This window comes from Haemophilus parainfluenzae (assembly GCF_900450995.1).
GTDB classification, from domain to species: domain Bacteria; phylum Pseudomonadota; class Gammaproteobacteria; order Enterobacterales; family Pasteurellaceae; genus Haemophilus_D; species Haemophilus_D parainfluenzae_O.
On record NZ_UGHY01000002.1, the window covers coordinates 322,501 to 338,922 of the forward strand.

Consider the following 16,422-nt stretch of genomic DNA (forward strand, 5'->3'; position numbering starts at 1 on the left):
AAGTTTCTTTGGACGATTAAAAATAGAATGTTTTTATGGTCGGGAATTTAAAACAAAAGAAGAGATAGTTGATGCCGTCAGGGATTATTTGGATTACTATAACCACCGACGGATTCAACTAAAATTAAAAGGACTGAGTCCGATACAATATCGAAAACAATCCTTTAAATGACAGTCTAACTTTTTAGGGTCAGATCATTTTTAGCTGCGCTTTTTTATTTTCTTCTTAAAGAAACTTCTCCGGCATTAAAATACCGCTCACCTTCATCGGTTATGACTTTTAAATAACCGCGTTTATCAATCCCCTGCTCTATACCTGAAATCGCACCTTGTTCAGTAAAGACATTCACTTCATCACCAAAAAATTCATTATGGTTTATCCATTGTTGCATGAATTCCTCATCAATGCCTTTTTCTTCAAATTGAGCTAATCGAGAATAAATACGTTGAATCACTTTAACAAGGATCGTTTCACGATCTATATCAGGATCCTGTTCAGTTAGCTGTGCATACGGCTGACTAATTTCGGTTGATTGTGGCAATTTTATATTGATCCCAATACCAACCACTAAATTAAGCAACCCATTCTTATTATTAATGATTTCCACTAAAATGCCACCAAGCTTTCGCCCTGAAAGCAAAATATCATTTGGCCATTTCACTTTCGCATTTAACGCTTCTGCAATCGCTAAACCAATCAGCAAGCTTAATCCATCCAATGCTTTTTTAGGACCGATAGTCCAATAAAAACTGAAAATTAACTGCCCTGCAAACGGTGAAAGCCATTGGCGACCACGACGTCCCCTACCGGCCGTTTGATATTCTGCTAGGCACAAATCACCTTTTTTTAATTGCTCAATTTGTCTTGATATAAATTCATTTGTTGAAGAAATGGTTCGATGATAATGCACAGAATAAGGAAAAAGTGCAGTCGAAATTGCTTGCGGATTTAACAAAGGCATTTCTGGCACTAACTGATAAACATCATTTTCTTCTTGAATATTCAATCCCACTTCTCTCAATAATGCTATTTCTTGCGCCAATTCATTTGACGTAATATTTAAAAACGACATCAAATCTGACCGCACTTTAGGTTGGCAATCAGACAAACAATCCAATAACGATGGCATATTCATTCCTTCTCATAAAAATCTTGGCAAATCTTACCATAAAAGCGAAAAAATTCATTTTCAACCACATGAAAAATCTGTATAATCCCGCCGCAATATTTTTTAACTTCAACTTAGCGAGAATATTGCAATGTCATTACGCATTAAACAAGAAGCCCTTACTTTTGACGATGTTCTACTCGTCCCAGCACATTCAACTGTTCTTCCGAGCACTGCCAACCTCTCAACTCAACTCACCAAAGAAATTCACCTAAATATTCCTATGCTTTCTGCTGCAATGGATACTGTCACAGAAACCAAATTAGCGATCTCTTTAGCACAAGAAGGCGGCATCGGCTTTATTCACAAAAATATGACGATCGAACGCCAAGCGGATCGTGTTCGTAAAGTGAAAAAATTCGAAAGTGGTATCGTTTCTGAACCTGTGACTGTTTCACCAGATTTAACTCTTGCAGCACTTGCTGAAATGGTGAAAAAAAACGGCTTCGCAGGCTACCCTGTTGTAGATGGTGAAAATAACTTAATCGGTATCATCACTGGCCGTGACACGCGTTTCGTGAAAGATTTAAGCAAAACTGTTTCACAATTAATGACGAAAAAAGAAGACTTAGTTACCGTAAAAGAAGGTGCAAACCGTGAAACAATTTTAGAATTAATGCATCAAAACCGCGTAGAGAAAGTACTTGTAGTAGATGATGCATTCAAATTAAAAGGCATGATCACCGTTAAAGACTTCCAAAAAGCAGAACAAAAACCAAATGCATGTAAAGATGAATTCGGTCGTTTACGTGTCGGTGCGGCTGTAGGTGCAGGCCCAGGTAACGAAGAACGTATTGATGCTTTAGTGAAAGCCGGCGTAGATGTGTTGTTAATCGACTCTTCTCACGGTCACTCAGAAGGCGTATTACAACGTGTTCGTGAAACTCGTGCAAAATATCCAAACTTACCTATCGTTGCGGGTAACGTAGCGACTGCTGAAGGTGCTATCGCACTTGCAGACGCAGGTGCAAGCGCAGTGAAAGTAGGTATCGGCCCTGGTTCAATTTGTACAACTCGCATCGTTACTGGTGTAGGTGTACCACAAATTACGGCTATCGCAGATGCAGCGGCAGCATTAAAAGATCGCGGAATTCCAGTTATCGCGGACGGCGGTATTCGTTTCTCTGGTGATATTGCAAAAGCCATCGCTGCTGGCGCAAGCTGTGTAATGGTTGGTTCTATGTTTGCAGGTACTGAAGAAGCTCCTGGTGAAATCGAACTTTACCAAGGTCGTGCATTTAAATCTTACCGTGGTATGGGCTCATTAGGTGCCATGGCGAAAGGCTCATCAGACCGTTATTTCCAATCGGATAACGCTGCAGACAAACTCGTACCAGAAGGTATCGAAGGCCGTATTCCATACAAAGGTTACTTAAAAGAAATCATCCACCAACAAATGGGTGGTTTACGTTCTTGCATGGGCTTAACTGGCTGCGCAACCATCGAAGAATTACGCACGAAAGCAGAATTCGTTCGAATCAGTGGTGCAGGCATTAAAGAAAGCCACGTTCATGATGTAACGATTACTAAAGAAGCGCCAAACTATCGTATGGGCTAACCGTAGGGTGGGCATCCTTGCCCACCTTTTGTTGTTTATTATATTTGTGTAATAAATGGATATTTATGCAAAAAAATAGAATTGCGCTACTTATTGATGCTGAAAATGCTAATAGTTCAGCGATTGAACAAATTTTAAAGGAAGTGGGCAAATCAGGAACAATAACAGTAAAAAGAATTTATGCAGACTGGACAGATGAACGGAATAAAAAATGGAAAGAACAATTAAATTCTTATGCCATTAGGCCTATTCAAAAATTTGCTTATACAAAAGGTAAAGGATCAAGTGATACAGCATTAATTATTGATGCCATGGATTTACTTCATTTTAAAACAGTGGATGCTTTTTGCATTGTTTCTAGTGATAGTGACTATACTGGGCTTGCTCATCGAATTCGTGAGGATGGGTTAGATATTATCGGTGTTGGTAAAAGTCACACTCCCGAAGCGTTTAAGAAAGCCTGCACTCAATTTGTTAGAGAAGAAAATTTGGTTAAAATATCAGATATTCAAAATAACAAAAAGAATGTTGATAAATCTATTGATTACTCGCTTATAAATAGTGCGTTTGAAATGGTAGAAGATGATGATAATGGAACGGCTCTATTATCTAAATTCTCAGAAGCATTAAGAAAAATTAATTCAGAATTTGATCCAAGATCTTATGGTTATACAAGATTCACAACATTCTGTAAAAATTTAAAAGGATATGAACTTTATTCACACTCTGATGGAACTACAATATCCTTGAAACGAAAAGAAAATGAAAAACAATTAATAAAAACAATACCATCAAATAATGGCATATCATCTAATATTGATTATGAAAAAATAAAAAAAGCCTTTGATATGGTTGCAGATAATGACTCAGCCCTATTATCTAAATTTGCTGAAGCATTAACCAAAGTTAAATTCCAATATAAATCTTATGGCTACAAACGTTTCTTTGATTTTTGTAATGATTTAGATGGATATGAAATAAATCTTCATGATGATGGACAAACTTTTTCCATAAAACCAAAACAATAGAGAGAACCATGACAAACATCCACAACCATAAAATCCTGATCCTCGACTTTGGTTCACAATATACTCAACTGATTGCACGTCGTGTGCGTGAAATTGGTGTGTACTGCGAACTTTGGGCGTGGGATGTGACTGAAGAACAAATCCGTGAATTTAATCCAGACGGTATCATTCTTTCTGGAGGCCCTGAAAGTACCACTGAAAAAAACAGCCCGCGTGCACCTGAATATGTATTTAATGCCAGCGTGCCTGTATTGGGTATTTGCTACGGCATGCAAACCATGGCAATGCAACTTGGTGGTTTAACTGAGACCTCTGATCATCGTGAATTCGGCTATGCTTCTGTTTTAATGGATAATCCAACCGCACTTTTCGCTCATTTAAATGATGGCGATAGCAAATTAGATGTATGGATGAGCCATGGCGATAAAGTAACGCGTTTACCTCAAAACTTCCAAGTTACCGGTACGACTCCAACCTGCCCAATTGCGGCAATGTCTGATGAAAATCGCCATTTCTACGGCGTACAATTCCATCCTGAAGTAACCCATACCAAAAAAGGCTTAGAATTATTGATGAATTTCGTGGTGAACATTTGTGGTTGCGAAACAAAATGGACAGCAGAAAACATTATCGAAGATGCCGTTGCTCGCATTAAAGAGCAAGTGGGCGATGATGAAGTTATTTTAGGCTTATCTGGTGGTGTTGATTCCTCTGTTGTTGCATTGTTATTACATAAAGCGATCGGTAAAAAACTACACTGCGTATTCGTGGATAACGGTTTACTCCGCTTACACGAAGGCGATCAAGTCATGGAAATGTTCGGTGACAAATTCGGTTTAAATATTACCCGTGTTGATGCTGAAAGCCGTTTCTTAGGCGAACTTGCTGGCGTATCCGATCCTGAGGCGAAACGCAAAATTATCGGTAAAGTGTTCGTGGATGTATTCGATGATGAATCGAAAAAACTCACTAACGTGAAATGGTTGGCACAAGGTACGATTTACCCTGACGTGATCGAATCTGCAGCAAGCAAAACTGGTAAAGCACATGTGATTAAATCACACCACAACGTAGGTGGCTTACCAGACTATATGAAACTGGGTTTAGTTGAACCTTTACGAGAATTATTTAAAGATGAAGTACGTAAAATCGGTTTAGCATTAGGCTTACCGGCTGAAATGATCAACCGTCACCCATTCCCTGGCCCAGGCTTAGGTGTGCGAGTATTAGGCGAAGTGAAAAAAGAATACTGCGATTTATTACGCCGTGCGGATGCTATCTTTATCGAAGAATTACGCAATAGCGGTTGGTATGAAAAAACTAGCCAAGCCTTCAGCGTGTTCCTACCAGTAAAATCTGTAGGTGTGATGGGCGATGGTCGTAAATACGACTGGGTTATCTCACTACGTGCGGTAGAAACCATCGACTTTATGACCGCACATTGGGCGCATTTGCCTTATGATTTATTAGGTAAAGTATCTAACCGCATCATCAATGAAGTGAACGGCATTTCCCGCGTCGTGTACGACATCAGCGGAAAACCACCAGCAACTATCGAGTGGGAATAATCTAAATCAATTTAAAGGGCAAATTATTTTGCCCTTTTCTTCTTTTATAGCCACAACTTTTTCTCAGCAAGATTCACTATGGATATCACTTTTTTACTCGGTACTAAAATTATTGAACTGACACTCATTGTGCTTATTGGCTACGGGTTGGTTAAATCAAAATTATTAAAATCAGAAGATAGCAAGCCGCTTTCCATGATTGGGCTTTATGTCATCAGCCCAGCTGTGATGATTGAAGCATTTCAAATTGATTACACACCTGAAATTCTACAAGGTTTGCAGCTTTCACTACTTATGGCCGTGTTTCTTCAGGGTATTCTGATTATTATTGGCAGTCTGTTAAAGCGCCTATTAAACCTTGATCCTATTGAGCATGCCACTTCGATTTATTCCAATTCTGGCAACTTAATTATTCCGATTGTGATGTCGCTATTCGGTAAAGAATGGGTCATTTACGCTAGTTGCTTTATTGTGGTTCAAACCTTTCTATTTTGGACACATTGCCGTTTGATTATTGTAGGAAAGGGAAATTTATCGCTGAAGGCGATTGCCAAAAATATCAATATTTGGTCAATTCTCGTTGGCGCATTTTTATTTGCTTTTCAAATTAAGTTGCCAAACATTATCAATGGCACACTCTCTTCTATTGGGTTATTTATTGGTCCGAATGCCATGCTTGTTGCGGGGATGTTAATTGCCGCAATTCCATTAAAAAGCATTGTTTCATCTAAGCGCATTTATTTAGTCACACTATTGCGCTTGTTGATTATTCCGCTTGTGTTGTTGGTATTAATAAAGCTTATTGGCTTTGTACACTGGATTGAAAACGGTGAAGTGATTGTGTTGATTAGCTTTTTGGCTACCACGAGTCCTTCAGCTTCGACAGTGACACAAATGGCGGTGATTTATAACAACAATCCACAAAAAGCTAGCGCCATTTATGGGATAACGACGCTGCTTTGTATGTTTACTATGCCACTGGTGATTGCGTTATATCAAATGTGGGGGTAAATAGAAGAAAAGTGCGGTCAATTATTTAAGCACTTTTGATGCCGGTTGCTCTTTTTTCAAACGATAAAGTTGATACAAATTAACGAAAACTAAGAATGCGTTTAGAAGTGCAACTGGATAAGATTTGATGATCAAACTGTAAATGACAAAGAGTATCGCCCCAATAGCATTAACAACTCTCAAATGAACAATTGATTTAAATAAAAAAGACACAGCCACAAAGAATGTTGCCAAATAACCTAATAATTCAATGAAATTAAATTCCATAAATCTCTCCGTCAACAATGATTGAAACGGCATCATAAAAGATTTTGGAATTCAGGGAAAGAGGCGAAATAAAAGCAACCGATTGCAATATCAAGAAATTTTTATTTCGCTCAACATTCGCTTAGATAAAGACTTTTTGCACTAAAAACATATAAAAAATTGTGCCTGCTGAGATGGAAAGAAACATATTCTTTTTCCAGAAATGCAATCCCAACACCAAAGCTCCCGCAATAAAATCGGGCAAGCCGTGATAACTACTCAACACATCCACATTTTTATAGCAATACACTACTAACATTCCAAACATCGAGGCAGGTAATACTTTGCCGAGATAACGGATATATTCTGGAATAGGGCGATTTGCAGGAAAGATCCAGAAAGGCAACAAGCGGGTAAATTGCACGCAAAAAATACAAATCACAATGGTGATAATCTGTTCCATCAATGTCATTTTAGTGCCTCCAATTTAGATGAAAGTTTAGGACGTCGTACCGTTAATAGAATCCAGATACTAATTAGCGTTGGCACTAAAAAGTGTTCTTTCCCAATAATTAACAGTGATGCAAAAGCTACGCCTAAACCTAATAATGAGCTTTCATGAGATTTTTCTTTTAGCCAATTTTCAGCAAAGATTACGAGGAAAAGTGCTGTCATCCCAAACTCTACCCCTTTTAAATCAAAAGGAATGATTGAACCAAATAGGTTGCCTAATCCCGCACCGACGACCCAATAAATGTGCAGATAAAAACTAACAAAGAACATGTACCAGCCTTTATCTAAATGATCGGGGATCTTCGCCATATAGTTTAGGGAAAAACTTTCATCTACTAGCGTACTAATTAAATACCAACGTTTTTTCCCAAGTTGAACACCATATTTTTCTAACATGGAAATGGCATAAAAAATCTGACGACCACTTACCATCAGCGTAACCAATGCAACACTTAATGGCGAAAAAGGCATAACGAGTGCGGCAGCCGCAATAAATTCCACGGAGCCCGCATAAATGAGAGCTGCCATTGCAACAGGAAACCAAACACTGAATCCAAGTGCTTTCATGTAAATGCCATATGCAATGCCTAAAAATAAAAAGCCAGCAAGCATCGGCATACTGTAAGGGAATGCCGCTTTTGCAGCGGCCTTGATGGGATTTTCTGTCACAACTTCTGACATATTGACCTACTACAACTCTAAAACAGACAAACCAGGTAAGGTCGAAAAACTTTGTGCTTTTACTGTTTGATGGAAATCTTCAATATAAGCTAAACTGGCATCTTCTTTACGAATTGCCGCATAAAGGTTACTGTACAAGCCTTCTTCTGTAATTTTACGTGCCACTACATACCCTTTTTCTAAATAAGGCAAGGCAGCCCAATAAGGCACGGTAGCAATACCCGACGACTAGCCACTAACTGAATCAAGGCGATCGTTAGCTCTGTTGTACGACGCGGCGGATTAATGCCTTTCGGTTTCAACACTTGACGATATAAATCTAACATATCATCAGGTACAGGATAGGTCACCCAAGTTTCCTCAACAAAATCTTCCGCCTGCCAAACATCTTTATTCGCTAATGGATGATCCTTAGAACAAATTCCCACCATTTCATAAGAAAACAGCGGCTTAAATAAAACATCATCATTTTGTTCAACGTCTGACACAATTGCCCAATCTGCACGATGAGATAATAACAATCCTACAGGATCGGTATGGAAACCTGAGACGATATCCAATTCTACCAAGCTCCAATGTTGACGAAATTCATCCATCGCAGGCATTAACCAGTCGAAACAGGTATGACACTCTACTGCAATTCTTAACTGCCCTGCATCACCGTGTTTTACGCGTGCGAGCTCACGTTCTGCATCAACCACTTTTGGAAGAATTTCATTAGCAAGACGAATCAAACGATCGCCTGCTGCAGTAAAACGCAATGGATTACTTTTACGCTCAAAAAGAGGTAAACCGAATTGCTCTTCCATTAACTTAATTTGATGAGAAAGTGCCGATTGTGTTAAATAAACACGTTTTGCCGCCATCGAGACGCTACCCGTTTCCTTTAAAGCAAGCAAGGTTCTTAGGTGACGAAGTTCAAGAAATGTGGGTTTCATTAGAATAATTCATAAAGTTATAGCATTAGATGAGCAACATGATAACGCAAATTAAATTTGTCGAAAAGAAAGTGCGGTCAAAAACGTTGATATTTTTGACCGCACTTAAGCCGATTATTTATCTAATTGAACAGGAAGAAATAAGCTCAATGGCCGTTTTTTCACAATTTGGCAAACTTCATACCAAATTGGCCACCAGCTCTCAATTTCCGCATTCAAAGAACGCAGTGCAATCCAAAGCGTTAATGAAAAGCTGACAATTAAATTCACTAAACCAATCAACAATACAAAACCAATACATTGTAAAAACAATGAATAGGTAAATTGTCCACTCACAGCAATATAGCCTACATTCGCAGATGAAAATGCCACATGACGAATATCTAACGGAAGGTGCGTTAAGTAACCTACCACACCCGTAATACCAAGCAGCATACCAAAGCAAAGATTACCGATAAGCGAGCCATAATTCTCATGCATATAATTAGCAAATTTAACGCGAGATTTCTCAGACATTAATTTTTTCAATAACGGATGTTGCGTTAAACGCATACGCATATTCAAATAATTGCTGCGGTTATCAAAATAGCCCGAAATAATCCCTGAACAGAATAACCATACACCCGCAATGGCTGCAAACCATAAGGTTCCCGCAAAAGGATCAATGCTATGCAACTGATAAGCGATTTGATCAGCATTCATCAACGGCTCAGCTGTTTTATATTGGTAACCAAAAGCAATCAATGCAGCCAATCCCATCGCAATAAGTACATTACCTAGCACCGCAATACTTTGAGAGCGAAATACATCCACTAATAATTGGGCTAATTTCATATTGACGCTTTTACCTTGAGGCGTTTTCTCAACAGCCTCAGCAAAACGGGCTGCAGTCATGGCTGGTTGTTTCGTCGCTACCGTAAAATGCAACATAAAGATCACCATAAAACCTAAGCCGTAATTTAAGCCTTCGGCAATTCCTTTCCAGACTTTGTCATCAATAATGCTACCTAGATAGATTTTAAATAGCGCCATCAGTGCAATTAATACACCACCACCTGCCGCAGAATAAAACATTGTCCAATACTCTTTTTTATCTCGCGTAATGTAGTGCTCGCCATGGTCGCCCGCATTTTGGGTAATGCTACGTGAAATTAATCTTGAGCTTTGTTTCCATAATCGGGTGATGCTATGTTTTTCTGCTGCAGCTCGAGCAAAACAGCCGGTTAATAACAATATTCGGCGTGGTAAATAGCGATTTGAAACAAAAATCGCCATCAAGGTTTCTAATCGTTCTAAGGTCTGAGAAAGACGCTCCAATAAATAAGCCGTATTTAAAGAAGAGCCCACCACTGCTCCACGTTTTTGCAAACGCTCAACCAATTTTTTACATTGGCTAAACATTACCTGTAAATGGCTATCATCAAAAACGGTTGATTGGCGGCGCGCCTGTAACCAATTCACCACTTCATGGTGCAATGCCGCAAAAGGGGAATCAGCATTCAACAGAGAGGGTTCCATTCGCATCAGTTCAGGATCCATATCTTCAGCTGCAATCCAAATTGAAAGCATCTCAATGGCAAAAAGCCCTTCACTTTCAATATGATTTTTTAAACGTTCCCGATCTTTTTGTTCTGTATAACGGGTTAAAACGCCAAATACACCTCGCCACGTTTTTAATGGGACGGCATCAATCCAGCGCGCATCATTTTTATCGCTAAACAATAAATAAAAAATATCACGTAAATCATTAATATCTTTAAAAGAGGGGTTAAAACGCTCATAAATACGCGTTTTCATTTCTTGCCCAAAACCGCCACGCGTAAGAATACCACTGCTAATAAACAACGGGTAAAGACGTAAACCACATAACCAACCACATAATAATTTCGAAACAGAACAGCCTAATTCTTTGTCGTTCTTTAAGATAAACTTAAATAGATGTAAGGTTGGAGAAATTTTTTCTGTAGGGCTACTACGTAATAATTGACACAGCCCTTCCACAAGACCAAAGGCATCATTTTCCTCGACTTTATTACGCAAAAATTGCGGTAAAGTATCTGGTTTTATCATGCTTTCCTCCTGTAATCGTTTATATTCAAAGGGTAAATATTATACAGATCTGTTAGGTAAAATAAAAATGAAAGGAAAAGTGCGGTCAATTTTGAAAGAATTTTAAAAGAAAAGGCGTATGTTTCCATACGCCTTTAGATTGATATTATTTCTCTTTCTTCAGCAAGAAAATGCCTTGTTCAGAGAAGTTCACATAAGCTTGTTTCAGATTAGCATTGAAGTCTTCAGGTTTGGTGTTAATGAGCAATTCTTTGCCTGCCCAAATCGCCACCACTTCCCAGTGGTTACCCATATAGACCGCACTCTTAATTTCACATTGTTGTGCTGCCTCGCCTTCTGCTTTTAAGTAAATCGCTTCAGGACGTACACCCACTAAACATTCGCCGTCTGATAAATTAAATTGCGCCGCATTACTTAATGGCAATTTGTAGCCATTCACATCAATGGTGTTATTTTCCAATTTACCTTCAAAGATGCTGGATTCGCCCATGAAGTTTGCCAAGAATAAAGAATTCGGACGCAAGTAAAGCTCTTTTGCTGGCGCTTTTTGCATGATTTTACCTTTATTCATGACGATAACTTCATCGGATACCGCAAATGCTTCAGTTTGGTCGTGCGTTACGTAAAGTGAGGTAATACCTAAACTTTGTTGTAATTCACGGATTTTTTCACGCATAGAACGACGTAAGTTTGCATCCAAGTTACTTAATGGTTCATCAAAAAGTAAGACTTTTGGTTTTAATACTAACGCACGTGCTAATGCTACACGTTGTTGTTGACCACCCGAGATTTGATCCACAAAACGATCTTCAAACCCAGCTAAGTCAACCAACTCTAACGCTTCTTTTACACGTTTAGCGCGCTCTTCTTTGCTCACCCCTTGCATACGCAAACCATAACCTACGTTATCACCGATACTCATATGCGGAAACAATGCGTAAGACTGGAATACGATACAAATATCACGGTTTTGAATAGATGATTTGGTTACATCTTCACCATCGATAAAAATTTGACCTGAAGTTGGATTTTCTAAGCCTGCCACTAAACGTAACACGGTGGTTTTACCACAACCAGATGGACCTAATAAGGTCACCATGGTGCCACGTTTAATGGTTAAATCTAAATTATCAATGACTGTGGATTTACCAAAAGATTTAGTGATATTTTTTAATACTAAGAAATCATTATTACTCATAATATTTACCTACAACTTAACGAGTTAATTCATTTTTTTCGCTTTAGAACGGGAAATTCGGGTATCACCCACAATCCAGTCAAAGAATAAAATAATGGCCATCATCACGATGATTAAAATCGAACCGTATGCGATAGCAACACCATATTCACCATCTTCTACACGATTTAAAATATAGGCTGTTGCCACACGTGTATCAGCGGTGACTAAGAAGATAATCGCACTCACGGTAGTCATCGCACGAACGAAGCTGGTGACCAATGCAGAAAGTAAAGCTGGTTTTAACAATGGTAAAACGATAAACCACAAGGTTTTCCATGAGCTACCTTTTAAAGAAAGAGACGCTTCATCGAGTGATTTATCTAATTGACCAAGACCTGCAATGGCTGCACGCATACCGATAGGTAAATCACGCATCACCATTGAAATAATCACGATAATGCTAGTACCCGTAATGTAAAGTGGTGCATTGTTGAAGGCTAAAATATAAGATACCCCCGCTACTGTTCCCGGTACAGCGAAGCAAAGCATGGTTAAGAACTCAAGGGATTTTTTACCTTGGAAATCTTTACGCACCACAATATACGCAATTAATAAACCGAAAAGTGCGGTCAATGGTGCGGCAATACCTGCATAGATTAAGGTATTAATCAATGATGGCCATGCCCCATCGCTTAAGCCTTGTCCGAATAACATCGCGTAGTTTTTCAAGGTTAAGGTGTAATCAACACCCCAGTTCACGGTGAAACTACCGTAGAAAATACTGCCGTATAACGCTAAGTTAAAGAGTACCCAGAAACCAAGCATACCGATGATGGTATATTTCAAGCCGGTTGGTAAATCTTGCACGTCACCACGATAGGATTTGCCTGAAACGGTCACATAAGAGCGGTTACCAATCCAAATATATTGGATGATAAATACCGCTAATGAGAAGATTAAAAGCATAGAACCTAACGTACTTGCTGAAGCATAATCTAGTTGTGAGCCCGCAATATAGAAGTAGATTTGTGTCGCAATGACGTCAAAGCTACCGCCCAGTACTAACGGGTTACTAAAGTCCGCTAAGGATTGGATAAACACGATTAAGAATGAGTTTGCCAATGCAGGACGCAATAATGGGAAAATAATATTGAAGAATGTTTGATAACGATTTGCCCGCAAGGTGTAAGACGCTTCTTCAATTGATGGATGAACAGATTTTAATGCACCATCTAAAATCATGAATGAAATCGGTGCAAAAGCAAGAATCTGCGCAATCGCAATCCCGTTGAAACCGTATAACCAGTTATGGTTCTCAAATCCAAATGTTGTGGATAAGAACTCAGTCACATAACCAGAACGACCAAGCATTAATGTTACCCTAAACCTACAACGAACGGTGGTGTAACGATTGGTAAAATAGAGAAAATTTTACCAATAAATGCTGTTCTACGAGCAATACGGGTAGTATAAAGTGCAAAAGCTAAACCGAAAATCGTTGATACGATACCTACAAAGCCAGATAAGAATAACGAGTTACTAATAACACGTACAATATAGCTTTGAGTCAGAATTCGCATCACTTGTTGTGGTGCAAAGGTATCACCGTCATAGAACATTGAAACAAAGATGGCCAATGTTGGATAAACGATAAAGAAGAAAATTAATAAGATAATGCAAAGTAAAGAGGCAATAATAAATTTATCCCCTTGCATTACTTTTAATTTGGCGAAGGAAAATGTCGCCAATGCGGTTAAACTCGCGATTAATACAATCACAGAATAACCCATGCTGACTTTATAAATTGTCGCACTGACAAAGATAAACAATGTCGCCGCAGCAACAAGATAAAGCTCTGCTTTCGCTTGTGTATCCTTCGGTAATTTAAGAAGTGGCATCAAACCGTATAAAAGAACCGGTAAAAACCATAATGCCGTAATATTTAACGAAGACCACCCCATTGCACCTAAGTATTCATCGCTTGTACTTTCAAACAAGCCATAATCTAACGCATGGGAAGGCAGAAGAAGAAATGCAATAACAGAAAGAATTATCCAAAAGTTGGCCGATTGGATAATAGGAAGTTTATTTGCGTTCATACAACCTCGCATAAAAGAAAAAAGCGAAATAATATAATAGCTATTATTTCGCTATGTATACATCATTATTTTGCTAATTTAACATCATCAACCCATTTGGTGATCAAACGTTTACGTAAATCACTTGAGCCGTATTTGTCAAAATCATAATTAATTAAATTGATAGATTTAAAATCGAGCGCATAAGGCGATTGCTCAGCAGTGCTATTGGTTAAAATAGAATACGCTTCCCCTTTTTTCCAGGTTAGCTCTTGTGCTTCTTTTGATAACGCCCAATCCACAAATAATTTCGCATTTTCAAGGTTTCTCGCACCTTTAATAATGCTTACACCACCAATTTCATAGCCTGTACCTTCGCAAGGTACAACTAATTCTACTGGGGCACCTTTTGCTTTCTCTAAAGAATATTCATGTAAAAAACCAATTCCGATTGCGGTTTCACCACGTGCCGTATTACGGGTCGCTGTGTTACCAGATTTTGTATATTGGGAAACATTTTTATTCAGTTCTTTGAGATATTTGAATGCTTCATCCTCACCCCAAAGTTGGATATAGGTGGCTAATTGTGTATACCCTGTTCCTGAACTTTGTGGATCGGCTGCTTGGATCTCATTACGATAAGCTGGATCAGCTAGATCTTTCCAACATTTTGGCGTTGGTAAATTAAGTTTTTTTAAACGTTCTGGGTTAATCCCAAAACCTAATACACCGAGATAAATCGCGGAGGAATAATTGCCTTTAATTTTAGCAGGATCTCTAAACTGTTCAGGAATTTGTGCAAGATTTGGTGACTTATACGCTTCAAGTAAGCCCATTTCTCCCGCTTGAGAATGAGGATCAAGCGTACCGCCATACCATACATCTCCTTGAGGGTTATCTTTTTCTGCATCAATTTTGGCTAAAATTGTGCCTGTACCACCACGGATAAAACTGGTTTTGATACCGTATTTTTTCTCAAAAGCCATGGTTTCTTGCTCGCACATCGTATTTTGCGCACTGCAATAAACGACTAAACGCCCTTCTGCAGCAGATGCGTGAGAGCTCAGTAACACGCCACCAAATACAACACCAGAAAGTGCTAAAGCAACGTTAGACATTTTCATTGGTTCACTCCTGTGTTTATAAAATAAGATGAGCTGATACGCTCATCATAGAAACCCACGCAAAAATCTCGTTAGTGGGGCTAAAATGGCAAAAGTGCGATCAAAAAAATCTCATATTTTTCAACCGCACTTTAAACACTATTTCGCTAATTTAACGTCTTGAACCCATTTTTCAATTAAGGCTTTGCGTTGTTCGGTTGCACCGTATTTTTCAAAGTCATAATTGATTAGATTAAGTTTATTTGGATCAAACGCAGTTGGCGATTGTTCCGCTGTAGTGTTGGTTAAGATTTGTAAAGAATCACCTTGTTTCCACGCTAACTCTTGACCTTCTTTAGATAATGCCCAATCCACGAATAATTTTGCGTTATCGATGTTACGCGCACCTTTTAAGATACTCACGCCACCTAACTCATAACCAGTACCTTCACAAGGAACCACTAATTCCAATGGTGCACCTTGACGTTTTTCAAGTGCATAATCGTGTAAGAAACCGATACCTACTGCAGTTTCACCACGTGCCACATTACGAGATGGGGTTACACCTGATTTAGTGTATTGCGATACGTTTGGATGTAATGCTTTTAAGAAATCAAAGGCTTTATCTTCGCCCCAAAGTTGAACGAAAGTAGCCAACGCGGTGTAAGCTGTACCCGCACTTTGTGGGTCAGCAATTTGCACTTCACCTTTTAAGCGAGGATTGGTTAAATCTTTCCAGCATTTTGGTACTTCTTTAATACCTAATTTTGCTAAACGCTCGGTATTCACACCAAAGCCTAAAATACCCATGTAGATAGATGATACATAATGGCCTTTGGTTTTCGCTGGATCACGGAAACGTTCTACGATTTCATCAATGTGTTTAGATTTATAAGGTTCGATTAAGCCTAATTCAGCCGCTTGTGCTTGAGGGTCGAATGTACCACCAAACCATACGTCTGCTTGTGGGTTATTTTTTTCCGCTTCAACTTTTGCAAAAGTACTACCTGAACCGTTGCGAATAAATGAGGTTTTCACATCATATTTTTCGCCAAAGGCTTTGGTTGTCGTTTCACAAAGAATATTAGTTGCACTACAATACACCACTAAACGACCTTGAGCATTAACAGCTGATGATGTCATGAAGCCTGCAGCTAAAAGTGCGGTTGAAATGGAGAGAGAAATTTTATTCATTTTCATCGTACACTCCTCATAAATAACACTGATGAAATAATAAAAACGAACATATCGTAAGCGAAAACGAAAAAAATTTCCGTGA

The 16,422-nt window shown here is 38.8% G+C and carries 13 protein-coding genes and 2 pseudogenes (1 of these 15 only partly in view); 5 read left to right on the forward strand and 10 right to left on the reverse strand.

Annotated features, from left to right (window positions below; all coding sequences use genetic code 11):
- Positions 1–172 carry the final stretch of an IS3 family transposase gene (locus tag DX522_RS01540; RefSeq protein ID WP_262054269.1) on the forward strand. 647 nt of this gene lie to the left of the window's left edge, so only the last 172 of its 819 coding nucleotides appear in the window; its start codon lies off the left edge, out of view; it ends in the stop codon at positions 170–172.
- Between the two features lie 43 nt (positions 173–215).
- Here the strand turns inward: DX522_RS01540 and birA are convergent, their stop codons facing one another.
- On the reverse strand, positions 216–1,130 hold the full coding sequence (gene birA / locus DX522_RS01545; protein ID WP_115179578.1) for a bifunctional biotin--[acetyl-CoA-carboxylase] ligase/biotin operon repressor BirA: 915 nt from the start codon (positions 1,128–1,130) through the stop codon (positions 216–218).
- Positions 1,131–1,260: 130 nt separating this feature from the next.
- Between birA and guaB the strand changes: the two genes are divergently transcribed.
- From guaB to DX522_RS01565, 4 genes are all read left to right on the forward strand, one after another.
- Positions 1,261–2,727, forward strand: a complete 1,467-nt coding sequence (gene guaB / locus DX522_RS01550) for an IMP dehydrogenase (RefSeq protein WP_115179579.1) — start codon at positions 1,261–1,263, stop codon at positions 2,725–2,727.
- Between the two features lie 65 nt (positions 2,728–2,792).
- Positions 2,793–3,755: an NYN domain-containing protein gene (locus DX522_RS01555; RefSeq protein ID WP_115179580.1), complete on the forward strand. Its 963-nt coding sequence runs from the start codon at positions 2,793–2,795 to the stop codon at positions 3,753–3,755.
- Positions 3,756–3,763: 8 nt separating this feature from the next.
- Complete coding sequence (gene guaA, locus DX522_RS01560; RefSeq protein ID WP_115179581.1) at positions 3,764–5,323, forward strand: glutamine-hydrolyzing GMP synthase; 1,560 nt, start codon at positions 3,764–3,766, stop codon at positions 5,321–5,323.
- Between the two features lie 78 nt (positions 5,324–5,401).
- Positions 5,402–6,334 carry an AEC family transporter gene (locus DX522_RS01565; protein ID WP_115179582.1) on the forward strand — a complete coding sequence of 311 codons (933 nt, stop codon included), beginning with the start codon at positions 5,402–5,404 and terminating at the stop codon, positions 6,332–6,334.
- 21 nt (positions 6,335–6,355) lie between these two features.
- On the opposite strand, the gene DX522_RS01570 is transcribed toward DX522_RS01565, so the two are convergent.
- The 9 genes and pseudogenes from DX522_RS01570 to DX522_RS01610 form a co-directional block, all read right to left on the reverse strand.
- On the reverse strand, positions 6,356–6,601 hold the full coding sequence (locus DX522_RS01570) for a YgjV family protein (protein WP_070714337.1): 246 nt from the start codon (positions 6,599–6,601) through the stop codon (positions 6,356–6,358).
- A 121-nt stretch (positions 6,602–6,722) separates the two neighbouring features.
- On the reverse strand, positions 6,723–7,052 hold the full coding sequence (locus DX522_RS01575) for a branched-chain amino acid transporter permease (RefSeq protein ID WP_115179583.1): 330 nt from the start codon (positions 7,050–7,052) through the stop codon (positions 6,723–6,725).
- Positions 7,049–7,774 carry an azaleucine resistance protein AzlC gene (gene azlC / locus DX522_RS01580; protein ID WP_115179584.1) on the reverse strand — a complete coding sequence of 242 codons (726 nt, stop codon included), beginning with the start codon at positions 7,772–7,774 and terminating at the stop codon, positions 7,049–7,051. Before azlC ends, DX522_RS01575 begins: the two co-directional genes overlap by 4 nt.
- A gap of 9 nt (positions 7,775–7,783) precedes the next feature.
- Positions 7,784–8,712, reverse strand: a pseudogene (locus DX522_RS01585) (LysR family transcriptional regulator).
- A gap of 114 nt (positions 8,713–8,826) precedes the next feature.
- Positions 8,827–10,782, reverse strand: a complete 1,956-nt coding sequence (locus DX522_RS01590; RefSeq protein ID WP_115179585.1) for a site-specific recombinase — start codon at positions 10,780–10,782, stop codon at positions 8,827–8,829.
- A 145-nt stretch (positions 10,783–10,927) separates the two neighbouring features.
- Positions 10,928–11,980 carry a ferric ABC transporter ATP-binding protein gene (gene fbpC / locus DX522_RS01595; RefSeq protein ID WP_115179586.1) on the reverse strand — a complete coding sequence of 351 codons (1,053 nt, stop codon included), beginning with the start codon at positions 11,978–11,980 and terminating at the stop codon, positions 10,928–10,930.
- 24 nt (positions 11,981–12,004) lie between these two features.
- Positions 12,005–14,061, reverse strand: a pseudogene (locus DX522_RS01600) (ABC transporter permease).
- A gap of 65 nt (positions 14,062–14,126) precedes the next feature.
- Entirely contained in the window at positions 14,127–15,164 is a 1,038-nt protein-coding gene (locus tag DX522_RS01605; RefSeq protein ID WP_005696379.1) for an ABC transporter substrate-binding protein, read from the reverse strand.
- A 138-nt stretch (positions 15,165–15,302) separates the two neighbouring features.
- Positions 15,303–16,343, reverse strand: a complete 1,041-nt coding sequence (locus tag DX522_RS01610; protein WP_115179587.1) for an ABC transporter substrate-binding protein — start codon at positions 16,341–16,343, stop codon at positions 15,303–15,305.
- Between the last annotated feature and the right edge of the window lie 79 nt (positions 16,344–16,422).